Here is a 22,222-nt window from a genome sequence, read left to right as displayed (position 1 = left end):
TTCTCCTCCTAAATTAAATGAAATTTTTTATATCAGCTCTTATTTGTGCGCATTGATCATACGCGGATTCTATCTGCAAGAGCCTTCTAATGATTTGTTTTGCTTCTACTGTGATATCTAGTTCTTCTTCCCAGCTTTTTTCCTTCCTGTCATCTTCGAAAGTAAAGTTCGAATATAGGAGAAACAAAAGAAAATGGCCAAGCCCATAAAAATCTGCTTGGTAGTTAATTTGCTTCCTAACATCTTCTATTTTTTGTGGATCTCCATCTTTCGGTTTAAGATACCTTCCTAATCCTAAATCTATCAGGCGAATTCTCGTTCCATCAAAAATTACATTAGGAATGCGAATGTCTCTATGAATGATGTTATGGCCATGCAAGAATTCAATGTACTGTAGTAATTCATCTGCAAACTTAAAAGCTTCTGTTTCAGTGAATTTCTTACCTTCGTGAAAAATAAGCTGTTCAAAATTCTTACCATTAATATATTCCATTGTATAATAGGGAATGTTTTTAAAGGTGCCGTCCTCAAAATATTTAGGAAATCCTGGATGATTAATCGAGCTTAATAATTCTTTTTCTAGTTCAAATCCCTTTCTTCCAGATTGGGTTATTCTCTTATGATATCGAAGGGATTTTAATACTTTATTCTGTTTGCTTAAGAAATCAAAAACTAAATAACTATGTCCGTAGCTTCCACTTCCGAGATACTCCACTACCATATATCGATCAGCAATAACCTCATCAATAGGCAGTGGCTTCTCCATCATCTTGGAAATAAATAAAGTAAATTTCCTAAGCATATACACACACCTTACTAGCTGCTAAAAAAACTAGATATAGAACTTCTGCTCTTATATTTCTTTTTATAGTGTTGATGTCCTAAATGACTGTGCTTATGATGTTTATGCTTCTTCCATGCATCGCTTGAGGAACCGTACTTGTGAGTCATCTTACTTTTTAAAATTGATTTAAGGATTTTTTTAAACATTAAATCCTCCTCCTTTTCTTCATACTCCTTAATACGATGAAACTTCACCAAGGTTTCACGATGGTAAAAATATTTCATTTAGTCTATAAAAAACAAAAAGCGAGCACACTATGCTCGGCTTTCGTCTTCTTTTATCATAAAGGTAGAAAATATTTCATTTCTCCCTAAAATATTCGTTTACTAATCATCCTGTACTTCCTCATCGATAATACTCTTTTCAATTAAATATTCAAAAGTAATATCGGCTAATTCCTCTAATTCCTCTTCACTAGGAACGTATCCCCTTTTTACAAGCTCATGAAAGAAAAATTCGGCAATTTCTTCAGTATCTATAAATACTTCAATTTCTCTCATAGCATCGCCCCCTTTTTACAGAATGTATGATGTACATGGCCTTTTCATGCTATTTACTTTGGAAAGCAGTTACCTATAAACCAGTTCTCTTCACTGAAATTGAATAAAGAGGTTTCAATGAAAAAAACATGTCTTTTATCGCTTGGACAAGCATAGGATTAGTAAAAAGAAAACGATGGGGTGAAAACAATGTCTAAATTCCAATTGATGTTAGAGGCATGGGTTGAAGATGTGAATCGGGAGGATAGTCTTACCCTCCAACTATTTGAGAAAATATTGGAAACGATGTTTTTCCTAATTAAATGGGGTGGAATTCCTTTTGTTTTGTATTTATTATTTGAAATAGCTAGGTGGTAGGATTATACAGGGCTTTTGCCATCATTATTTACCAGACTTTCTAATTTTCTAAGAATGACCCGCATAACTTGGTAGTATTCTTGGTCATGAAACAATTCATATAGGATCCGATAATCATTAAATATATCTAAGAGATTATCAATGAGTTCTTTCTTTTCTTTTTTTCTTTCTATTTCTTCAAACTCTGCTTTTCTTATTAAATTTTTTAAGTTTGTATTTTTTACTGCTTGATCCTGTTTATTTACTAAGTATAAAAGACCCAATTTTTGTATAAATGTATCTGCACTTTCAGCGTCCGCTACTAGTGTTAGTTCCTCTTCTCCTGCCTCCAGCCATTCACCGTCACTTACCCTTGAAAGCTCATAAATAACATCTTCCCAGGCGTCTTCTTTATAGCGCCAAATTTCTGTCCGAAAGCCGACAACTTTAAATAAATCAGCACCATAACCGCTTACCTGAACTAAATCACCGAAAAAAAACTTATATTCAATATCAATTTGCTCCTGTTCCACAACAGTACCATCATATTCTGATAGCATTTGTAAGGCCGATTCAAGGAACAATCCATCACTCTTGTTCACTTCATAAACATATTTTCCATCGAGCCATTTTACATCTGTTACCCTGCCAACCGTACCATATATGGTAATCACGACCGTATCACCGATCTTATACTTCGGTTTTCTCCGTTTTGCCATGTCCTCCCATCCCCTCAAATGCTAAGTCGTGAATTTTAATTACAATAGTATATGCATCGGAATCGATATCGCGCATACCATTTGTAAAATGAAAAAATCGCCTCTATATAAAGAAGCGATTTCTTCCACCTGTTTAATTTTTGCTTTCAGCATTAATATAAAGCTGCCATGCCTCATCAAAAATAGACATTGACTCTAAATATTGACCATTTAGTTCTAAGTAGGAACTGAGTTCGTGGTAATCCTTTGAGGATTTCGGAAAGCTATGGTCCATATAGGCATGGTTTGCAAATAAACTAATATGATCTTTTGGTGCCGGATGTCTATATTTCATTAAAAAATGATAAAAGGATTTACTCATCACACAAACGCCTTTCCATGGAAATTCACTTATGTGATATATGATAACGAATACTCACAGTATCGTCCAGCCTATACATTTATGAGGAAAAATCAAAATAATTCCTTTTCAACATCCTTGGTATTTTCATTAAGTCCTCAAAGGTAATTACTTTAGTAACCTGTTTGCAATCAATTAAGAATAAGTGATTTTCTATCTCCTTTACTATTACCTCACTTTGGTAAGTCATAGAACAATCTCGACAGAAATAGGTAGGAGTTTCTGAAATCTCGATTGCTCTCGTCCCATCGGGTAATTCCCAGTATACCGAGTCTACAATTCTATCTACGTTTGGACTAGCACACCATTCACATTCCATTTTCATGCTCCCACCTCTTATTCTTTCATAACATCTACAATAGGTTGCGTTTCACTGCTTCCGTTTTCCTTTTGGGTAACCGCTTTGAATTTTTTTTCTTTTAATTCATCTCGTTTACCCCGCTTATCCTTTAATGAAGTATGTGTAGGATCTTGATTGTAATCTTTACGGCGGTTTAGTCTTGTTAGGCCTTCTGGAACAAGATTAAAATGCTGATCATTCATAATACCAGCAATACCCGCAACAGATCTTTTTTCTTCCATCTCAGGATAAATTTCTTTAAAATAGCCTTCCGCTCTCCCAGGGATGTAGTTTTCCGGCTCAGGATAAGAAGTAATCACACCCTCAAAATTACGTAGGACGACCTTTTCAGGACTTTGAGAAATTAAATAATTGGGCTGTAACGCAATTTTCCCACCCCCACCAGGTGCATCAACAACAAAGGTAGGTACTGCATATCCTGAGGTATGCCCACGGAGTCCCTCGATAATTTCAAGTCCTTTCGAGACAGGTGCCCGGAAGTGTCCAATGCCCTCTGAAAGATCACATTGATAAATATAGTATGGGCGTACTCTAATTTTTACAAGGTCATGCATGAGTCTCTTCATGATTGGAACACTGTCATTAATGCCTGCTAGAATTACAGACTGGTTACCAACAGGAACACCTGCATTGGCAAGCATTTCACAAGCTCTCTTAGAATCTTCTGTAATCTCAATAGATGTATTAAAATGGGTATTCAACCAAATTGGATGATACTTCTTTAGAATGTTACAAAGGTTCTCAGTAATTCGTTGTGGGAAAACAACAGGTGCACGAGTCCCTATTCTAATTATTTCTACATGGTCAATTTCTCGTAAATTCTTAAGGATATATTCTAAAATATTATCATTTATTAATAACCCATCACCGCCAGATATTAATACATCACGTACCTCTGGTGTTTGCCTAATATAGTTAATGGCGGCATCCAGCTGTTTTTTGGGAACACCCATTCCAATTTGTCCTGAAAAGCGCCTCCTCGTACAATAACGGCAATACATCGAACATTGATTGGTGACAAGAAAGAGAACACGATCGGGATAGCGGTGAGTTAATCCAGGGACAGGTGAATCTTCATCTTCATACAGAGGGTCTTCAAGATCATATTTTGTTTTATAAATCTCTTTTGATATAGGGACTGATTGCATTCTGATTGGACAACGTGGGTCATCTGGGTTCATTAATGATGCATAGTAAGGTGTAATATTTAAAGGGATTGTTTTTGTTGAAATTCGTACCCCCTCTTCTTCTTCTGGAGTTAAATTGATTACTTTCTTAAGGTCATCTAAAGTTCGAATCGTATTTGTTAGTTGCCAGAGCCAATCGTTCCATTGCTCTTCTGTTACATCTTTCCAAAGTTCTATATCCTTCCAGTATCTGCTTGGTTTATATAGGAATTGCTTCATATTCATTTCCCCCTATCTGGCTTTACTAAATAATATGCAAGTTTCGTGCCAACGTTATAAAACAGCAGGGGAAGTATATTTTTCTAAAATTTCATAAATTTCAGTTTTTAAAACATAAAAAAATGCCGAAAAATCGGCACTTTTCAATCCATCCATTTCTTAATTTTGTATTGCAGTGTTTGTCTAGGAATCTCCAACAGCTTCGCCGCTTGATTCACATTACCATCACTCAATTCAAGAGCATTCATAATAAGTTCTCTTTCTAATTCCTCCATATTTTTTCTTAACGACAAACTTTCACACTGGTGATTACTCTTACCTTTTAATGGGGAAGCATGATGTTTCAGCATCATCGGCAATTCTTCAACGCATAACTGTGTCCCTTCACAAACATTCATCATGTATTCAAGTGTATGTTTTAGTTCTCTAACATTTCCTGGCCATTGATATTCAATAAAAAACAACTCCAGTTTCTTTTCCAAACCATTGATATTTTTCCCAAGTTTACGGTTAAATTCCTTCATAAAATAGTCTGTTAAAAATAAGATATCATCTTTTCTCTCTCTCAAGGGGAGAAGCGAAAAAGTGAACACATTTAACCGGTAATAAAGATCAGATCGAAGTTTTTGGTCTTGTAATGCAATACTCGGATGCACATTCATTGCTGCAATTACACGTACATCTACAGAAATGTTTTGCGAACTTCCGACCCTTCTAACCATTCCATCCTCTAACACCCTTAACAGCTTTGCTTGTAGCTCAATGGGCATCGTATGTAATTCATCTAGAAACAAAGTTCCTCCATCCGCGAGTTCAAATAAGCCTTTACGATCAACAGCACCAGTATAGCTTCCTTTAGCTGTACCGAAAAGAATACTTTCTAATAAAGTTTCTGGAATAGCTGCACAATTTTGAGCTATAAATGCACCCCCAGAACGGATGGATTCATGATGAATCCCCTGGACAAATAGCTCCTTACCTGTCCCAGATTCCCCATAAACAAGGATAGGAGAATCTGATTTTGCGAGTTTCTTTCCTTCTTCTTTCGTACTGATAAAAACGGGATTTACCGTTTTTAAATCTGCAAATGTATAGTTTAATTGTTTTTTCACCTTTTTCTTGGTAGTCCTATTGACACCTTTTTGTAAGTCTAATAGCCTTTCTGCAAGGAGTTTCATCCGTGAATAGTCTTTTGCAATTTCAACTGCACCGATAATTTCTTTTCCTAAAAAAATTGGTAAAGTGGTATTAATGGTATCTATTCTAGTACCATGGACATTTAGATAAACCTGTGTTTGGTTGTAGATAGGCTTACCCGTTTTAATCACTTTTAATAGAGTACTAGATTCCTCTGTCAGGGAGGGAAATGCATCAATTAAATGTTTCCCTTGTACTTCCTTCACTTCCATGCCATCATGCTTAGCTGCCACTTCATTATAAAAGATGGTTTTTCCTTCTGTATTAACAACATGAATCCCTTCATCTATACTTTTTAGGATAGCTGATAACACTTCTTCTGTTAAAGCTGTTAATTGAACCATTATATCACCTGCCCTTCTTGCCATTTTTAAGGTGCCAAAAATTCGGCATGAGCAGCCGAATTTTTAGCAGGTTGCCAGATTTTTCACCCACATATTCATATTTTCTAACTTATCATAAATATAACAATTATTCATTAATCTTCCACGATAGGTATATCCTAGCTGAAATAGAACAGCATTCATACCGAACGATAACGACCTCGCAATTGAATAAGAACAAAAGATCCCCTTTTTTTTCAATTCACCCTCAAGCTCTTGAAGGATCATCTTCATTAATCCATACTTCCTGTGTTCGGATATGGTAGCACAATCGGTTAATTCTGCATTCTTATAAAAAGAATTTATTTCAGCAGAGGCTGCACTGACAATTTTGCCTTGATGGAAATAAACGTAGTAAATCGTCCCATCTTTCATCGTCTTTTTTACATATTCAGGATCATGTAACGGTGTTGGGTATACCTGGAAGACTTGGCGATACAATGTGGATAACTCAGCAGCACAATTTTCATCTGCCTTCTTTAGCTCATATTCCTTAGGGGGAAGGTTTTTTTCCATGGTGGGGTCTAATTGATAAATACTATGAATCATGCCATCCTCGGTTATCCAATGATCGTTTTTTTTACGGTCCTGTGAATAAAACTTTGAAAAGAAAAAAGCATCTGAACCTAAAAAAAATCGATCAACCACTGCTTCAGGCTGTAGTCCATTTTCCATTAATATCATAAAATCATTGCTGCGTCCCTTCACAATGAGCTTTTCTGCATGTTGATCCTGCACTAGTTCCTCTACTCTTTTAAGAACCAATTGTATATTCCCGCGATAATCATCAACCCGAATCCTTTTGTTAAAAGGATCAAGGTAGACTTCGACAAAAAAGCTGTTTTCCTCAATATAAGTAGTGGATGCAGTCTGATTCATTTTTCTCACTCCTTCACTTCTTCATCTTTTGAAAAAATGCCTGGCTTAAGAAGTAGCCAGACATTTTTTATTTACTCCACCTTAAAGCTAATTAACTTTAATTCTGTCATTTCTTCAACCGCATACTTAATTCCTTCCCTCCCCATTCCACTAAGCTTTACTCCGCCATATGGCATTTGATCCACACGGAAGGTCGGGATTTCGTTAATCATAACCCCGCCTACTTCAAGTTTTTTAGCAGCCCTCAACCCATAATGTATATCATTTGTAAAAATTCCTGCCTGTAGACCGTATTTTGAGTCATTTACAAGGTTAATTGCTTCCTCCATTGAAGTGAAGCGGTTAATATGAACAACAGGAGCAAAGACTTCTTCACAAGAAATCTTCTCACTAACCGGAACATCTACTAGAACAGTAGGTTGAAAGATTCTTTCATTAAAATTTCCACCTGTTTTAAGACCTGCTCCATTGGCAATTGCCTCATCAACCCATTGTTTTGTACGCTCTACATCCGCTCTAGTTATAAGCGCGGATACATCAGTTTGTTCGTCAAGTGGATGACCCGCTTTTAATTTTTTCGTTTCTTCAATAAACTGTGCGACAAACTGATCTATTATCTTTTCATGTACAAAGATACGCTGAATACTTATACATACTTGACCTTGATAGGAAAATGCCCCCGTAACAATTCTTGGAATGATTTTTTCCAAGCTAACACCATCATCGACAATTACAGCTGAGTTGGAGCCTAATTCAAGGGTTACTTTCTTTAGCCCTGAATTTTCACAAATATATTTACCCACCTCAGGACTGCCTGTAAAGGTAATCATCTTAATTCTTTCGTCTTTCATCAATATATCTCCCACTACACGGCCACTTCCTGTGACCACATTTAATGCACCTGATGGCAATCCAGCATGATGAAAATATTCAGCAATTTTATAAGCTGATAATGGTGTCTGGCTCGCTGGTTTTAAAACCACTGTATTTCCTGCAGCAATGGCCGGACCAACTTTATGTGCGACGAGATTCATAGGAAAGTTAAATGGAGTAATGGCTGCAATTACTCCAAGGGGTTCCCTAATCGTAAAAGCAAGTCTGCCTTCTCCGCCGGGTGCTGCATCCATCGGAACTGTTTCTCCATGTATTCTTCTAGCCTCATGGGCAGCGAACGTGTATGTCATGATGGTTCGGTCGACTTCAGCTCTGGCAGCTTTAACGGGTTTTGCTGCTTCCTCGGCAATCAGCCTTGCACACTCTTCTCTTTCGCTCTTTAGAAGACTGGCTACTTTCTCTAAAATCTCGGCACGTTTATAGGCAGGGATTTCTTGCATATCCACAGTAGCCTGATGCGCAGCCGCTATGGCTGCTACAACATCTTCCTGTTCAGCAACAGCAATATCAGCTATATGCTCCAGGTTATATGGATTTTTTAATTTTATATAAGATAGGGTTGGTCGATATTCACCGCCAATCCACAATAACTGTTTCAAAAGACATCCTCCAATCTTTTTGCAAGTAAATCAAATAGCTAATCTCGACAACATACTCCGATGGCATCTTCCAGAACATCAAGTTGGATCGATCCCATTGGCTACCCCCTCTTTTATTCACAAACTTCACACCACTTCATCAAGGTTAGAGCAATAATCTCACTGGCCGCAAACAAATCCTCCAGATCAATGTGCTCATTCGCATCATGAGCTGTTTCGGTAATTCCCGGTCCGAATACCACAACGGGTGTGCCACCAACAGTCGAAAGAATTCCACCATCTGTTCCCCATGGACTTGCTTCAACGATTGGTAGATCCCCTTTCACCTCTATAAAACTCTTAGATAGTTCATTCATTAACGGGTGATCACTTTCTAAACTTCCTGGCAGCCACCTGCCTCCAAACCACTCAATTTGAAGCGGATTTTCCTGTAACCATTCATCCGCTTCATTCAATTCCTGTAGGCATGCCTCCATTTCTAACTTGGCGGCTTGAATCGTTTCTTCTGGTGACACACCCATTCTCCCCTCAATAATGGCGGTGTCAGGCACCGAAGAAGGCCATTCTCCGCTGTTAATCTTTCCAATATTAATAGGGATGGGAATAGGTATTTTTTCAAAGAGAGGGTCAGTAATCTTAGCATTTCTATCTTTCTCTAATTGTTGTAATCTCTGTATGACGAACATTGATTTTTCAATCGCACTTACCCCTTCGTATCTAGTACCACCATGTGCCGCCCTTCCCTTAACCGTTATTCTGAACCACATTGAACCTTGTTGTTTTGGAAAAAGTTTCATATTCGTAGGCTCAGGTATAATTGCTCCATCAGCACTGTATCCTCTCAGGACGGCTGCTAGCGTTCCTGCTCCACCACTCTCTTCTTCTATGACACTTTGAAAAATCACATCCCCTTTTAATTTAATTCCGTTTGCAATTAAGGATTCAATCGCCATTAAAAGAGCCACATTCCCCCCTTTCATATCTGTCGCTCCTCTTCCATAAAGCTTACCGCACTCAATCACTCCACTAAATGGATCATGTCTCCAATTTGATTCATCACCAACAGGTACAACATCAATATGGCCGTTTAAAATAATTGATTTTCCACCTCCTGCTCCTTTTAGAACGGCAACTAGATTAGGATTCCCTTCAAAGCTCTGACGGTCACAGCAATAGGCTGGATGGTTTTTTAGTTCTTCACCGCCAATCTCCCAAATATCAAGGACCAAACCCATCTGACGGCATTTTTCAATTACAATGGCCTGTGTGCTACTTTCATTTCCCCTCGTGCTATTCTCCTGTACAAGGATTTGTAACAGTCTGGCCCCTCTCGCTCGATTCTCCTTTAACCAATGCTTGATACGGCTTTCATAGTTTTGCAAATCACTCACTCCTTCGACCTGCATCCGGATTAGTACGGAATTTTGCGGATTTGTTCTTCAATTTTGAAATGACATCCAGTTTTGCTTTTCACATTAGCTAAACTGTACGGCGCAAACAGCTCTGTTAAAAGTAACCCCTCTTCATTAACCTTGAATACAGCTAATTCCGTGATGATCAGATCCACACATCCTGCTGATGTTAATGGTAAGGAACAAGTTTCAACAATTTTTGGTGTTCCATTTTTATCACAATGATTCATAACAACAATGACTTTTCTTGCCTTCTGAGCAAGTTCCATTGCCCCTCCCATCCCTGGAACCTTCTTTCCGGGGACAATCCAGTTTGCCAAATCTCCTTTTCGACTTACCTGAAGTGAACCAAGGATGGTAATGTCCACTCTCCCTCTTCGGATCATCCCAAAAGCAATAGAACTATCGCAATAGGAACCGCCCTTGTTCAATGTAACGGGAAATCCCCCTGCATTACATAAGTTTTCATCCTCTTCTCCTTTGGCCGGGCTTGCACCCATTCCGGTAATCCCGTTTTCAGCATGGAACATAACCATTGTTTCCTTTGTTAAGTGGTTCGGTACTAATGAGGGGATCCCGATACCAAGGTTAACGACCATCCCATTTTGAATTTCCTCGGCAGCTCTTTTTGCAAGTTTATCTCTAAGATCTATTCCCATGCCCATTTCCAATTCACCCCCTTAGTTGGAATGACATAATCAACAAATACTCCCGGGGTAATAATTTCGTCAGGGTTAAGACTTCCCATTGGAACAATTTCTTCTACTTCGGCTATCGTTAAATCCCCTGCCATTGCGACCAGTGGATTCGTATTGCGCGCGCTTTTGTCATAAATTAAATTTCCATACTCATCAGCCTTCTTGGCATAAACAATAGAAACCTCTGCAGTTAAGGCAGTCTCTATCAGATATTCACTGCCATGTAGATGAATACGCGGTTTATTTTTAGAAACCATTTCATTATCCATCCCAATATCAGATAAAATGGCTGCTAATCCAACACCTCCAGCGCGGATTCTTTCTGCCAAAATACCCTGAGGGGAAAACTCCACTTCAAGCTTCCCTGCATGCATAAGGTCTCCTGCAATGGGATTAGAACCAATATGGGATGCAATGACCTTTTTAGCTCTGCCACGACTAACTATTTTTCCTATTCCTATATGTGGGAAACCTGTATCATTTCCAATTAAGGTGAGCTCACGGATTTCCTTTTCCAAAATACCGTCAATTAAGGTCGGGGGTGTTCCGACCCCGCCAAATCCCCCAAACATGATGGTCATTTCATCATGAAAAAATGTTAAAACAGCCTCTAATGTTGTAATCTTTCCGAACGAATTCTCCATCTACACATCACCAACCATTTCAGCATTTCTTTCATTTAAAAAGGCTGTAAATGTTTCTTTAAGTAAACTCACTAACTCTTCAATTTCTCTTTTTGTAATGATTAATGGTGGTGAAATAATAATAGAGTCACCGTTCATCCCATCAATCCCTGCACCCGCAGGGTACACAATCAAGCCTTTTTCCTTAGCTAAAGCTACCATCTTCTGTGTAATTAATGCGTTTCTTGGATATGGTGTTTTATCAATTTGGTTCTCGACAAATTCAATACCAAGTAGTAGCCCCTTCCCTCGGACATCCCCGATAAATGGAAATAGCCCTTTTAGCTTTTCAATTTGATTTTTTAAATAGATGCCCTTATTTTCTACTTCACTAATAATCTTGTATTTTTCCAAGTATTCTAGAACGGCTAAGGACACAGCACATGATTGGGGATTTGCACTTAATGTATGTCCACTCATCACTGATTTTGATCCGGCCAAGATAGGTTCCATCACCTTTTCACTCGCTACAGCTGCTGCAATAGGGGCATATCCAGCCCCCATCCCTTTACCAAAAGCTACAATATCGGGGATTACACTCCAATACTCACAAGCAAGCATGGTTCCTGTCCGTCCAAAACCTGTCATCACTTCATCAGCTATAAATAGAATGTCATGTTTTTCGCATATCTCTTTAATCTTTTTAAAATAATCCTTTGGAGGGGTAATAGCTCCCCCCGCTGCACCAATAACTGGCTCGGCAATAAAAGCAGCTATTTGTTCGGCTCCTATTCTCAAGATGGCTGTTTCGAGTTCTTGTGCACAAAGAAAATGACAGGATGGAGCCTCAAGATTATAGGGACAGCGATAGCAATAAGGAGGATTAATCACTGGGAATTCTTCTAACAGTGGAACAAATCTAGCTCTTCTCCCCGTGTGTCCAGACATGGAAAGCGCGCCAAGCGTAATCCCGTGATAACTAACCCATCTTGATAACACTTTGTTTTTGGTTTGAATCCCTTTTTCTTGCCAGTATTGAATGGCCATTTTCATTGCTGTCTCAGTGGCCTCTGATCCGCTATTTACAAAGAAGCTCCAGTTAAGGTCACCTGGGGTTAATTCGGCAATTTTTTTGGCAAGCTTCTCCGCTGGTTCACTAGTAAATTGAGATCGATAGACAAAGGAAACTTTTTTAGCTTGTTCTTGCATGGCTTCAATGATTTCCTCTGTCCCATGACCAATATTGGCAGTTACTGCACCTGAGGCAGCATCCAAATATTTTTTTCCGTCCATATCAAATAGATATATGCCCTTGCCATAATCAATAACAGGGTATATTTCATCCAACATTGGTTTGATTAGAAATGAATTTTCCACTTTGACACCACTTTCTTTTACGAAATAAGTAAACCACTAATATAATTGTATGAAGTGATTTTTCATTCTATCTCCATGTGTTGAGATGACAGAAAAAAAACAGGCATTTGAGCCTGTCTTTTACTTTTTATGGGTAATATTATAGAATTACACTTAGACTGCTGAAGGAAATGATGATATGAACACAATTAAAAAAATACAAACAAAATCCAAAGAAATCTCTACTATTCAATTAATTGTTATCTTTTATTTCTCTGCGTTAATTATTTCTACATTATTATTAAAAATCCCATTTGCACACCGTGAAAATGTTTCATTAAGTTTTATTGATGCCATGTTCACTTCTGCAAGTGCGATTAGTGTGACTGGACTAAGTGTGATTTCAATAAAAGATACATTTAATAACTTCGGGATATTTCTCTTATGCGTCATTTTACAGCTGGGTGGATTAGGGGTTATGTCATTAAGTACATTTTTATGGATCATGTTGGGGAAAAAAGTGGGCCTAAAAGAAAGGCAACTAATCATGATTGATCAAAACCAATCTAACTTGTCTGGTTTGGTTCAGCTTGCCAAAAGAATATTCATTATCATTATTTCTTTTGAAATTATCGGTGGGATTATCTTAGGAATTCGGTTTTTACATTATTTTGAAAGCCCGTTGTCTGCATTTAAACACGGATTTTTCGCATCTATCAGCGCAACAACCAATGCAGGCTTTGATATCACAGGTGAGTCTCTAAATCCATTTAATAATGATTATTTTATTCAAAGCACGATCATATTATTGATGGTTGTAGGAGCAATAGGTTTTTCCGGTTATTGTAGAAGTTTTAGAATTTTTTTTAAGTCGAAAGGAAAAGAAGAAGTTTCATTTTACTCTGTTCACAAAATTAACAACGGTCACCTTTATCAGCCTTACCGTTGTGGGAGCTTTATTCATTTACCTATTTGATAGTCGCCACTTTTTTGTGAACAAAGAGTGGCATGAAGCCTTTTTTAATTCTCTATTTCACTCAACGACAACTAAGAGTGCAGGTTTAGCTACCCTGGATATCAACGAATTCACTTCAAGCAACCAACTTTTCCTATCTGTCCTAATGTTTATTGGCGGATCACCTAGTAGTGCAAGCGGGGGAATTCGGACAACGACCTTTGCCATAGTGATTTTAGCCATTATCTTTTACGCCCAGGGGAAAAGTACGGTTAAAATATTCAGACGGGAATTACTTAGCGAGGATATTCTTAAATCCTTTATCGTTATTACAACGGGTGCCTTCCTCTGCTTATTTTCTATTTTAATTTTAACTATTACAGAGGAAGGAACGGTAATTGAGGTTATTTTTGAAGTTTCTTCTGCTTTTGGTACAAATGGTTTATCAATGGGCTTAACACCACGGTTAACCACATTTGGCGAAATTATAATCATACTATTAATGTTTATTGGGAGAGTTGGAATCGTTACATGCTTGCTTATTTTACGGGGGAAAGGCAGCAAAGAAAAGTTCAATTATCCGAAGGAAAAAGTAACGATAGGTTAATTGATCAAAAAAGAGGAGGTTTAATGGATACCCCCCTCTTTCCAATAAAAAACTATTCGTAAGCTGCGGATTAAGCCATAATCGTTTCGCGTTTTTGTTCCATTGGTGTTTTTTCAATGATATCCCTAGCGATCCAAACCCCACAAGCACTAGCCTGAGCAAGACCACGAGTAACCCCTGCTCCATCGCCACCTACATAAAGACCGCTAATTTCCGTTTCAAATCGGTTGTTTAACTTTGGTCTTGCTGAATAAAATTTTGCTTCCACACCGTAGAATAACGTGTGTTCTGACGCAAGACCAGGGGTAACTTGATTAAGCGCCTCTGTCATTTCCACTAAACTTTTTAATGTATTATACGGAAGTACTAAACCAAGGTCTCCAGGGACTGCTTCTTTTAAGGTTGGCTCTAAGAAACCTTCCTTAATTCTTTTTTCTGTCGATCTTCTTCCTTTTAAGATGTCCCCGTACTTTTGTACAATTAGTCCACCATTAGAAAGGGTATTGGCAAGACGCGAAATTTCATGAGCATATTCATTCGGCTTATCAAATGGTTCAGAGAACGTATGTGAGACTAATAAAGCAAAATTGGTGTTCGGACTTCCAAGCTTTGGATCTTTATACGCATGTCCATTTGCTAACATAATCCCCGAATGATTTTCCACAACCACATGTCCCGAAGGATTGCTACAAAAAGTTCGAACCCTAGTTCCCACCGATGTGTTAAATACAAACTTTCCTTCATACAAATGCTCATTAATTTCTTGCATGACAATGTTGGAAGTCTCCACTCTAACACCGATATCCACTTGGTTACTGATCATCCGAAGTCTACGAGATTTTAATAGATCAGAAAGCCACTTCGAACCATCTCTTCCTGGGGTAATAACCACTTTATCTGCATAAATATTTGTGTCCGCCTTCAGTTTTATACCTTTTACAATGTGCCCATTTGCTGTTTTTTCTGTTATTAAATCTTCAACTTCTGTTTTAAATGACATCTCAATCTTTGTTGTTAAGTACTCAAAAATGCTTTTTAAAATTTCTAGATTTTGCTCCGTACCAAGGTGACGAACTTGGGCACGTAACAGTTTTAGCCCCGCAGCATAGCCACGACGTTCAATATCCCTAACCTCATCTGTTAATGGGTCTGTAATGCTTTCTGTCGCACCATGCTTTAAATTAATTTCATCGACGTAACGAATTAACTCAACCACTTGAGAATCTGAGAGATAATCTGTCATCCATCCACCAAATTCACTAGTTATATTAAACTTACCATCAGAATAAGCACCCGCACCACCAAACCCATTGGTAATGGAGCAAGCGGGCAGGCAGCCTGCAAACTCTTTTCTTCCCGAAGCAGGCGGGCATTTTTCAATTTTCTTCTGTAAAATTGGGCAATTTCTCCGATATATATCATGTCCTTTATCCACTAATAGCACCTTTGCGTTCGGCATTTTTAGTGTAAGTTCATAGCAGGTAAAAATCCCTGCGGGGCCAGCACCCACTACAATCACATCATATTTCGCATTCATTGTCCAATACCTCCAAAGTCATTTTACTCATCCACTGGTAAATATATCAGACGATAATGTTGACGTCAACATAAAAAACGAACTATTTATAATAAAATTAAATTAATGTTCGTCTTTTGGTTCTTTTTCAGAAAAATAAGCATATAAAAAAAAGTGACTCATGGAGAACATCCATGAGTCAGTCCTTATCTATTTAGCAAAAGTTCCAGCTTGCTCCGATGATGATTAACAAGATGAACAATACAACGATTAACGCGAATCCTCCAAAACCAAAGCCAACTCCACAACCAGCCGTTGGGTATGCAGGACCACAGCACCCATCAAAACCACCATATCCATATCCGTATCCATGATACATAAACATTCACTCCTCGATAATTTGTTTCTTTTCCCTGTTACTTTATGAACTAGATACTTGACCTGTATGTGCATTCGCCTATATTATGAAAGACAATGATAAAAATTGCAGGTGAAACCATGAAATCAATGATTAAAAGTTTTATTAATGGGATTTTAACGATTGTTCCAATTATTCTCGTTTTCTATGTTATTTATAAGACATTTCTCTTTTTAGACGGATTACTTGGCAATAGCTTGAAACCTTTTTTAAAGGAAGATTATATTCCTGGTTTCGGATTACTAACCACCATCATCTTAATTACCCTATTAGGCTGGCTGTCAACCAAATTTATAACGAGCAAGATCATCAAACTAATTGATCATCTACTGGAAAGAATCCCAATTGTGAAAACCATTTATTCAGTTATAAAAGATACTGTCCAATCCTTTCTTGGTGACAAGAAAGCTTTCTCCAAGGTTGCACTTGTGGTCATTCCCGGAACTGACATGCGGAGTATGGGTTTTATAACTTCCGAACAGGTAGAGGATTTTTATAGTCCTCTAAAGGATCATGTGGCAGTCTATATCCCCCAAACCTTTCAGGTAGCTGGATTTACCTTCCTTATTCCAAAGGACCAGGTGGAGATTATCGATGTTAAGCCTGAGGATGCAATGAAGTTTATCCTCTCTGGGGGAATGACCTCTACATCGAAACAAAAGGGAAAAGAATAATAAAAGCCGCTCAACTGAGCGGCTTTATTATTTTTCTTCAAATAGTTTTACGAATTCCCCGTACCCTTCCTCTTCAAGTTTTTCCTTTGGTATAAACCTTAAAGCGGCCGAGTTTATACAGTACCGTAAGCCTGTTGGATGGGGTCCGTCATCAAACACATGGCCTAAATGGGAGTCAGCAGTTTTACTTCTGACTTCCGTCCGAACCATAAAATGGCTGAGATCAGATTTCTCTACGACTTCTTCCTCTTGGATTGGCTTCGTAAAACTTGGCCAGCCACATCCTGCATCAAACTTATCTAATGAGCTAAATAAAGGCTTACCAGAAACTAGGTCCACATAAATTCCGTCTCTAGCTTCATTCCAATACTCATTTCTGAAGGGAGGCTCTGTCCCATTATTTTGTGTTACTTCATATTGAATTGGAGTTAATTCCTGTTTTAGCTTATCCTTATTTATCACTTTCATCTCCCCAATGCTTTTGGATAAAACCCGCCCTACCCGAGCCTATTTGATAGGACTCATAATGAGCGCGATTTTTCTTATAATACTGCTGATGGTATTCTTCAGCCGGATAAAAGGTCTTGGCAGGCAATAGTGGAGTAACAATTGGTTTACTAAACCTACCACTTTCCTGCAAGGCTTTCTTGGATTCTTCAGCCAGTTTTTTTTGCATTTCGTTATGGTAAAAAATCGCCGTTTGATACGATTGTCCGCGGTCATAAAATTGACCACCAGGGTCTGTTGGATCAATTTGCTGCCAAAATAATTCGAGTAATTTTTCATATGGAAAAACCTCGGGATCAAATGTTATTTGTACAGCTTCATAATGACCTGTTGTATCCGTGCATACTTGCTGATAAGTAGGATTTTCTACAGAACCTCCCGTATATCCGGAAATAGCACTTTTAATTCCAGGCTGTTCATCAAAGGGTTTTACCATACACCAAAAACAGCCACCGGCAAATGTGGCAAGTTCATATTTGTTTTCCATTAATCCCACCCCTTCTGATGCTTTTAGTTTGTATTATAAGTATATAGAAAATTAATTCAAAAATAAAATCTGCTGACTGAAACAAAAAGAGGCTGATTCTCAGCCTCTTCGTTTCTATCTGCTCTTTCGTTGCTTGATTTGTTTATTAATGTTTTTCCATTGTTTTCGTACTTCTGCCTGAGCTCGTTTATCCGTTCTTCTCTCAATATAAGCCAGTTCTTTTTGCAGCTTATTATAGCTAGTTAACCTTTCAATCGAAACGTCCCCATCTTCTATAGCCCTTACTACAGCACAGCCTGGTTCATCCTTATGTTGACAATCACGGAAGCGGCATTGTCCAGCCAATTTCTCAATTTCCGAAAAGGTTTCAGATAAGCCCTCTGAACTTTCCCAGAGCTGTAATTCTCTCATGCCAGGAGTATCGATGAGTACACAGCCATTCGGTAAAAGGATCATCTCTCTATGGGTTGTCGTATGTCTTCCTTTATCATCACCCAGCCTTATTTCCTGTACCAGTTGCTTTTCTTTCCCTAGTAACCTGTTAGTTAACGTCGATTTCCCTACTCCTGATGACCCAAGCAGGGCAATTGTTTTTCCTGGTTTCAGGTAGGGCTCTAAGCTAGCAAGTCCAAGACTCGTTTCTGAGCTGATTGGAATAACAGGTACAGCGCCCAACGCAATAGCTTCCACTTCATTAAGTTTCCCATGGATGTCTGAACAAAGATCAGCTTTGCTTAAAACAATTACCGGTGTTGCTCCACTTTCCCACGATAACAATAAATACCGTTCGATTCTTCTTAGATTTAGATTTTCATTTAATGAATTAACTAAAAATACCGTATCCACATTTGTAGCAACTATCTGCTCTTCTGCTGTGTCACCTGCAGATTTTCTTGAGAATTTACTTTTTCGTGGCAATACGGCCATAATTGTGCCCTTTTCTTCTGCATATCTAGGCTTCAAACAGACCCAATCTCCTACAGCAGGGAAATCCTCACGGTTCTGAGCTTGAAAGCTAAATTTACCCGATACTTCACAAAGCAACTCACCTTGCTCCGTCCATACTCGATACAAGTGCTTATGCTCAAGTGCGACACGCCCCAGAACTAATTCTTCACTTGTTTTAACATGATCAAAATCATTGATTACTTTATCTGTTAATCCCATTGTGACTAAATTCATCTTAATTCCTCCAGCGAGAGTATTTTTTACATAATAAAAAACCATAGGCACTCACAGCCCATGGTTTTACTCGCGTAGTGGAATAAAGGGTAGAAATCTCCCTAAATCGAACCTCTTTGGGCTGTGCAAACAATATTCAGATAATAATGTGTTCCACGATTATTTTCAATTAACATTGCACTTCACCCGCTTTCAATCGTAATTATTTTAAGTATATGTTTACCTTATCCATTTGTAAACAAAAAATGAAAAATTTTCAATATTCCACAAGAGATGGTAGACACCTACCTAAATAAGCATGAATAAATTATCATGTAAACCAATAGATAGGAGTTGAAACGAATGTCTGAAAAAAGAACTTATACCGATTATCTACAAAGAGCGGCAATGTATGATTTGTTGGCACAACACTATAAATATTCACTCCCAAACCTGCACATGCACTATTATGGCAAACATCTAAAATACATGAATAAAGCTTTGCAATTTATGCGGACTCCTCCCCCTCTATCTCAAACTGAGGCGAAAATACGCATCCTTCATGCTTCTCCTGACGCACCCAATGTAGATATTTATATTAACGGGAAGCGAGTAATCAGAGACTTATCATTTAAACAGGTAAGTAATGAACTATCTTTAAAGGCAGGGAAATATCATATTGATATTTATCCAGCAGGGAACATGGTAGATAGTGTTTTAAATAAAAAAATAACAGTAGAGCCAGGAAAGTCCTATACATTAACGGCTATAGACTCTGTAAAAAAATTACGCCTGCTAGTATTTCAAAATGAGCCTTCCACACCATTAAATGAAGCAAAGGTGCGCTTTATCCATTTATCACCAGATGCTCCCCCATTAGATATTGCCGTAAAAGACCGAGATGTGATCTTCCCTAAAGTCTCTTATAAACAAGCAACAGAATATTTAGGCTTAACTCCCATGACAGTTGATCTTGAAGTAAGGGAGGCGGGCAGTAAAGAAGTGGTTCTTTCTTTGCCAAGTGTCTCTTTTAAACCCAATGAAAGCTACACCATTATTTTTCTAGGGTTAGTCAAAGAGAAACCTGAAATCCATTATATTAGCGTGAAGGATTAAATAAATAGAGAGGCTGACTATGAGTCAGCCCCCCTTATTTCACCGGAACTAATATGGTAAATGCGATATCATCTTTCTTTAGGTCAAACTTATCCGCTTTAATCTTCAAATCACTTTTCAACTTTAATTGTTGCATATGAACGTAAACCAAGTGATCATCCGGACGAATATCCACTCCCCTTGGGAGCTTGTAATTGTCACTAATGAATGATAATACGTAAGCAATTGGTAAATGTAATCGGCCAATCGCCATTGATTTTTGTTTAAGAACTAAATCGCCATTTTTTAACGCTTCAGGTACAAAAGTAAGTTTCATATTTAATTCTTCACTAAAAAACGGTATTGTTCCATATAGTTCGACTTCATCCCCGAGTACGACTTGGTACTCTATTGGTGAATCAGCAGCTTCTTCCTTCAAGTAATGATTGATTAACCGATTAAGATCATTCTTATTTGATTTTACATGGAAGGATACATGATCCTCCTTTAAATCTTTTTGTTTGCTTCTTTCCTTATTACTCGTTGGCATCATTATTAAAGATAACATAATAATAGCGATTAATAAGTTGAGTCCTAACAAGAGAAGGAACCCAATCTTCCACTTGTTTTTCATAAATGTCTAATTCTCCTCTGTACTGACTGTATAAGAGTTCCTCTCCAGATCAGGTAATACACTTTCTCCTAGTGTCTGATTCAACCTTTGTGCAATCAGTTCATATCCTTTGTTATTTGGATGGAAATTATCTGTATAGAAAAGGTCTTCGGCTGCATTTAAGAACACATCCTCAATTGGGACAAAATATGCACGAGGATAATTGGCAATAACCATTTGACCAGTTTGGTTCCAATCGGCAACAATTTGATCCATCTCTTTAATATCTGAAAACCATTTGGCGAATGGATTATATAGGCCAACTAAAACGATAGATGCATCCGGATTTTCTTGTGCAATAGCCTCCATTATTTGAGTTAAATGGTCTTTATAATTTTCTCTTTCCTTCATAAAGTCAGAAACCTGAAGATTAGAGAAATGATCCTTTACAACTTTCATAATATCATTGCCGCCAATTGTCAGAATGACTAAATCAGCCTTCTTTATTGCTAATTTCATTTCCGGCGATTGTAGTCTTTTTAAAAGTTGAGTGGTTCGATTACCCTTTACACCAAAATTATAAAAATCAACTTCTTGAATCCCTTTTTCTTTTTCTAGCATTGACTCTAAATATGGTAAGTATCCACCTTTACCAGTACTATCCCCAATGCCTTTCGTTAAGGAATCACCTACTGAAACAATCGTTAGTTTACGCGGATAAAAATCAGCAGGAATTTGTTCAAAAACCTGTGCTGCTACCTTCTTTTCTTGATGAAATTCTAAAGGGTTAGATTGACTACATGAACTTAAAAATAATATCGAGAGAATTAGAGCGGTGAAAAACTTTTTCATCTTTATTCACCTGCTTTCTAAACTAATTTTATTATACCACTACCCAAATCATTCAAAACAAATTTACACTATATCCTATTCTTGGTAAAAAAAATAGACCATTTCATTGGTCTATTGTAACGATTTTATATCAGAAATTATTTCTTCAAACGGGACATTCTTGTAGCCATTATAGGACTTTTTAATATTCCCTTTTTGGTCGACCAAATAGATAGAGGTTCCATGAATCACTTGATTTCCTTCTTCCGGTTTTTTTACAAGAGCCTTATAGTTCTTCAAAGCAAATTCTTCAATAAACTCTTGAGAATAACCCGTTAGTAGCGTCCAGTTTTTAAGATCGGCACCGAACTGTGTAGCATAGTTCTTTAATGCTTCTGGACTATCCACTGAAGGATCGACACTGAAGGAAACAAACTCTACGTTTTCTAATCCTTTGTCTTTTACCATTTTTTGTAATTTAGCCATATTAGCAGTCATTGGCGGGCAGACATCGGCACAGCTTGTAAAAATAAAATCTGAAATCCAAACCTTACCTTTTAAATCTTTTAATCCAACCGTCTTATGCTCCTGACTAGTCGCTCTAAAATCTTTAATAGGCCAATTAACGGCATTTTCTATTTCTTTTTTTCCACATCCGGCTAATAAAAGCATACCAACGATCAAAAAATACAACAAATACCGATTCTTCATCTAATCACCTGCAACCTTTTCTATTCATTTCGTGAATAGT

The 22,222-nt window shown here is 37.7% G+C and carries 24 protein-coding genes and 1 pseudogene; 4 read left to right on the top strand and 21 right to left on the bottom strand.

The features are described from left to right. Positions 1-13: 13 nt before the first annotated feature. Positions 14-802, bottom strand: a complete 789-nt coding sequence (locus QFZ87_RS11965) for a serine/threonine-protein kinase (RefSeq protein ID WP_309861460.1) — start codon at positions 800-802, stop codon at positions 14-16. 368 nt (positions 803-1,170) lie between these two features. After that, the gene (locus QFZ87_RS11960) at positions 1,171-1,344 is read right to left on the bottom strand and encodes a YozD family protein (protein WP_074432829.1); all 174 of its coding nucleotides are present in this window, start codon (positions 1,342-1,344) and stop codon (positions 1,171-1,173) included. 189 nt (positions 1,345-1,533) lie between these two features. Between QFZ87_RS11960 and QFZ87_RS11955 the strand changes: the two genes are divergently transcribed. Further along, positions 1,534-1,701: a hypothetical protein gene (locus QFZ87_RS11955; RefSeq protein ID WP_309861454.1), complete on the top strand. Its 168-nt coding sequence runs from the start codon at positions 1,534-1,536 to the stop codon at positions 1,699-1,701. A 2-nt stretch (positions 1,702-1,703) separates the two neighbouring features. Here QFZ87_RS11955 and QFZ87_RS11950 read toward each other — a convergent pair whose 3' ends face one another. The 11 genes from QFZ87_RS11950 to QFZ87_RS11900 form a co-directional block, all read right to left on the bottom strand. After that, entirely contained in the window at positions 1,704-2,399 is a 696-nt protein-coding gene (locus QFZ87_RS11950; RefSeq protein ID WP_309861451.1) for a hypothetical protein, read from the bottom strand. A gap of 133 nt (positions 2,400-2,532) precedes the next feature. After that, positions 2,533-2,760 (bottom strand): YozE family protein, encoded by a 228-nt coding sequence (locus QFZ87_RS11945; RefSeq protein ID WP_309861447.1) that lies wholly within the window; start codon positions 2,758-2,760, stop codon positions 2,533-2,535. 79 nt (positions 2,761-2,839) lie between these two features. Next, positions 2,840-3,124 (bottom strand): YokU family protein, encoded by a 285-nt coding sequence (locus QFZ87_RS11940; RefSeq protein ID WP_309861444.1) that lies wholly within the window; start codon positions 3,122-3,124, stop codon positions 2,840-2,842. 11 nt (positions 3,125-3,135) lie between these two features. Next, on the bottom strand, positions 3,136-4,566 hold the full coding sequence (kamA, locus tag QFZ87_RS11935; protein WP_309861441.1) for a lysine 2,3-aminomutase: 1,431 nt from the start codon (positions 4,564-4,566) through the stop codon (positions 3,136-3,138). 143 nt (positions 4,567-4,709) lie between these two features. After that, positions 4,710-6,107: a sigma-54 interaction domain-containing protein gene (locus tag QFZ87_RS11930; protein ID WP_309861438.1), complete on the bottom strand. Its 1,398-nt coding sequence runs from the start codon at positions 6,105-6,107 to the stop codon at positions 4,710-4,712. Between the two features lie 63 nt (positions 6,108-6,170). Next, positions 6,171-7,025 (bottom strand): putative beta-lysine N-acetyltransferase, encoded by an 855-nt coding sequence (gene ablB / locus QFZ87_RS11925; protein WP_309861435.1) that lies wholly within the window; start codon positions 7,023-7,025, stop codon positions 6,171-6,173. Between the two features lie 71 nt (positions 7,026-7,096). After that, positions 7,097-8,518, bottom strand: coding sequence for an aldehyde dehydrogenase family protein (locus QFZ87_RS11920; protein WP_309861432.1), 1,422 nt, complete (start codon positions 8,516-8,518; stop codon positions 7,097-7,099). A 113-nt stretch (positions 8,519-8,631) separates the two neighbouring features. After that, positions 8,632-9,900 carry a peptidase gene (locus QFZ87_RS11915; RefSeq protein ID WP_309861430.1) on the bottom strand — a complete coding sequence of 423 codons (1,269 nt, stop codon included), beginning with the start codon at positions 9,898-9,900 and terminating at the stop codon, positions 8,632-8,634. Between the two features lie 29 nt (positions 9,901-9,929). After that, positions 9,930-10,595 carry a 3-oxoacid CoA-transferase subunit B gene (locus tag QFZ87_RS11910; RefSeq protein WP_309861428.1) on the bottom strand — a complete coding sequence of 222 codons (666 nt, stop codon included), beginning with the start codon at positions 10,593-10,595 and terminating at the stop codon, positions 9,930-9,932. Continuing rightward, positions 10,580-11,272 (bottom strand): CoA transferase subunit A, encoded by a 693-nt coding sequence (locus QFZ87_RS11905; RefSeq protein WP_309861425.1) that lies wholly within the window; start codon positions 11,270-11,272, stop codon positions 10,580-10,582. Before QFZ87_RS11905 ends, QFZ87_RS11910 begins: the two co-directional genes overlap by 16 nt. Further along, positions 11,273-12,628, bottom strand: a complete 1,356-nt coding sequence (locus QFZ87_RS11900) for an aspartate aminotransferase family protein (protein ID WP_309861422.1) — start codon at positions 12,626-12,628, stop codon at positions 11,273-11,275. 178 nt (positions 12,629-12,806) lie between these two features. On the opposite strand from QFZ87_RS11900, the pseudogene QFZ87_RS11895 reads away from it, so the two are divergent. Further along, positions 12,807-14,169: pseudogene (locus QFZ87_RS11895) on the top strand (TrkH family potassium uptake protein). Positions 14,170-14,239: 70 nt separating this feature from the next. On the opposite strand, the gene QFZ87_RS11890 reads toward QFZ87_RS11895, so the two are convergent. After that, complete coding sequence (locus tag QFZ87_RS11890) at positions 14,240-15,706, bottom strand: NAD(P)/FAD-dependent oxidoreductase (protein ID WP_309861419.1); 1,467 nt, start codon at positions 15,704-15,706, stop codon at positions 14,240-14,242. A 193-nt stretch (positions 15,707-15,899) separates the two neighbouring features. Then, a complete protein-coding gene (locus QFZ87_RS11885; protein WP_309861416.1) occupies positions 15,900-16,064 on the bottom strand; it encodes a YjcZ family sporulation protein in 165 nt (54 codons plus the stop codon). 119 nt (positions 16,065-16,183) lie between these two features. Here QFZ87_RS11885 and QFZ87_RS11880 point away from each other — a divergent pair, with 119 nt between their 5' ends. Further along, a complete protein-coding gene (locus tag QFZ87_RS11880; protein ID WP_309861413.1) occupies positions 16,184-16,777 on the top strand; it encodes a DUF502 domain-containing protein in 594 nt (197 codons plus the stop codon). Between the two features lie 27 nt (positions 16,778-16,804). On the opposite strand, the gene msrB is transcribed toward QFZ87_RS11880, so the two are convergent. The 3 genes from msrB to rsgA form a co-directional block, all read right to left on the bottom strand. Further along, positions 16,805-17,245, bottom strand: coding sequence for a peptide-methionine (R)-S-oxide reductase MsrB (gene msrB, locus QFZ87_RS11875; protein ID WP_309861410.1), 441 nt, complete (start codon positions 17,243-17,245; stop codon positions 16,805-16,807). Then, positions 17,229-17,771 carry a peptide-methionine (S)-S-oxide reductase MsrA gene (gene msrA / locus QFZ87_RS11870; RefSeq protein ID WP_309861407.1) on the bottom strand — a complete coding sequence of 181 codons (543 nt, stop codon included), beginning with the start codon at positions 17,769-17,771 and terminating at the stop codon, positions 17,229-17,231. The genes msrB and msrA overlap by 17 nt, the downstream gene beginning before the upstream one ends. Positions 17,772-17,885: 114 nt before the next feature. Further along, a complete protein-coding gene (rsgA, locus tag QFZ87_RS11865; RefSeq protein ID WP_309861404.1) occupies positions 17,886-18,953 on the bottom strand; it encodes a ribosome small subunit-dependent GTPase A in 1,068 nt (355 codons plus the stop codon). A gap of 342 nt (positions 18,954-19,295) precedes the next feature. On the opposite strand from rsgA, the gene QFZ87_RS11860 reads away from it, so the two are divergent. After that, positions 19,296-20,048 carry a DUF4397 domain-containing protein gene (locus QFZ87_RS11860; protein ID WP_309861401.1) on the top strand — a complete coding sequence of 251 codons (753 nt, stop codon included), beginning with the start codon at positions 19,296-19,298 and terminating at the stop codon, positions 20,046-20,048. A gap of 34 nt (positions 20,049-20,082) precedes the next feature. Here the strand turns inward: QFZ87_RS11860 and QFZ87_RS11855 are convergent, their stop codons facing one another. From QFZ87_RS11855 to QFZ87_RS11845, 3 genes are all read right to left on the bottom strand, one after another. After that, positions 20,083-20,661 carry a YpmS family protein gene (locus QFZ87_RS11855; RefSeq protein ID WP_309861398.1) on the bottom strand — a complete coding sequence of 193 codons (579 nt, stop codon included), beginning with the start codon at positions 20,659-20,661 and terminating at the stop codon, positions 20,083-20,085. A 6-nt stretch (positions 20,662-20,667) separates the two neighbouring features. Beyond that, on the bottom strand, positions 20,668-21,492 hold the full coding sequence (locus tag QFZ87_RS11850; RefSeq protein ID WP_309861395.1) for an SGNH/GDSL hydrolase family protein: 825 nt from the start codon (positions 21,490-21,492) through the stop codon (positions 20,668-20,670). 111 nt (positions 21,493-21,603) lie between these two features. Further along, positions 21,604-22,182, bottom strand: a complete 579-nt coding sequence (locus QFZ87_RS11845) for an SCO family protein (protein ID WP_309861392.1) — start codon at positions 22,180-22,182, stop codon at positions 21,604-21,606. Positions 22,183-22,222 lie beyond the last annotated feature (40 nt).

The organism is Bacillus sp. SLBN-46, from assembly GCF_031453555.1.
Taxonomy (GTDB): Bacteria; Bacillota; Bacilli; order Bacillales; family Cytobacillaceae; genus Neobacillus.
The sequence above is the reverse complement of the archived record's forward strand: the minus strand, read 5'-3'. Positions and strand labels throughout refer to the sequence as shown.

Coding starts and splice junctions, on each gene's coding strand:
- QFZ87_RS11890 (WP_309861419.1), bottom strand. CDS start 15,706: ATGAATGCGAAATATGATGTGATTGTAGTGGGTGCTGGCCCCGCAGGG.
- QFZ87_RS11905 (WP_309861425.1), bottom strand. CDS start 11,272: ATGGAGAATTCGTTCGGAAAGATTACAACATTAGAGGCTGTTTTAACA.
- QFZ87_RS11855 (WP_309861398.1), bottom strand. CDS start 20,661: ATGAAAAACAAGTGGAAGATTGGGTTCCTTCTCTTGTTAGGACTCAAC.
- rsgA (WP_309861404.1), bottom strand. CDS start 18,953: ATGAATTTAGTCACAATGGGATTAACAGATAAAGTAATCAATGATTTT.
- QFZ87_RS11955 (WP_309861454.1), top strand. CDS start 1,534: ATGTCTAAATTCCAATTGATGTTAGAGGCATGGGTTGAAGATGTGAAT.
- kamA (WP_309861441.1), bottom strand. CDS start 4,566: ATGAAGCAATTCCTATATAAACCAAGCAGATACTGGAAGGATATAGAA.
- QFZ87_RS11885 (WP_309861416.1), bottom strand. CDS start 16,064: ATGTATCATGGATACGGATATGGATATGGTGGTTTTGATGGGTGCTGT.
- ablB (WP_309861435.1), bottom strand. CDS start 7,025: ATGAATCAGACTGCATCCACTACTTATATTGAGGAAAACAGCTTTTTT.
- QFZ87_RS11845 (WP_309861392.1), bottom strand. CDS start 22,182: ATGAAGAATCGGTATTTGTTGTATTTTTTGATCGTTGGTATGCTTTTA.
- QFZ87_RS11960 (WP_074432829.1), bottom strand. CDS start 1,344: ATGAGAGAAATTGAAGTATTTATAGATACTGAAGAAATTGCCGAATTT.
- QFZ87_RS11950 (WP_309861451.1), bottom strand. CDS start 2,399: ATGGCAAAACGGAGAAAACCGAAGTATAAGATCGGTGATACGGTCGTG.
- QFZ87_RS11965 (WP_309861460.1), bottom strand. CDS start 802: ATGCTTAGGAAATTTACTTTATTTATTTCCAAGATGATGGAGAAGCCA.
- QFZ87_RS11850 (WP_309861395.1), bottom strand. CDS start 21,492: ATGAAAAAGTTTTTCACCGCTCTAATTCTCTCGATATTATTTTTAAGT.
- QFZ87_RS11880 (WP_309861413.1), top strand. CDS start 16,184: ATGAAATCAATGATTAAAAGTTTTATTAATGGGATTTTAACGATTGTT.
- QFZ87_RS11940 (WP_309861444.1), bottom strand. CDS start 3,124: ATGAAAATGGAATGTGAATGGTGTGCTAGTCCAAACGTAGATAGAATT.
- QFZ87_RS11945 (WP_309861447.1), bottom strand. CDS start 2,760: ATGAGTAAATCCTTTTATCATTTTTTAATGAAATATAGACATCCGGCA.
- msrA (WP_309861407.1), bottom strand. CDS start 17,771: ATGGAAAACAAATATGAACTTGCCACATTTGCCGGTGGCTGTTTTTGG.
- QFZ87_RS11860 (WP_309861401.1), top strand. CDS start 19,296: ATGTCTGAAAAAAGAACTTATACCGATTATCTACAAAGAGCGGCAATG.
- QFZ87_RS11930 (WP_309861438.1), bottom strand. CDS start 6,107: ATGGTTCAATTAACAGCTTTAACAGAAGAAGTGTTATCAGCTATCCTA.
- msrB (WP_309861410.1), bottom strand. CDS start 17,245: ATGAAAGTGATAAATAAGGATAAGCTAAAACAGGAATTAACTCCAATT.
- QFZ87_RS11910 (WP_309861428.1), bottom strand. CDS start 10,595: ATGGGCATGGGAATAGATCTTAGAGATAAACTTGCAAAAAGAGCTGCC.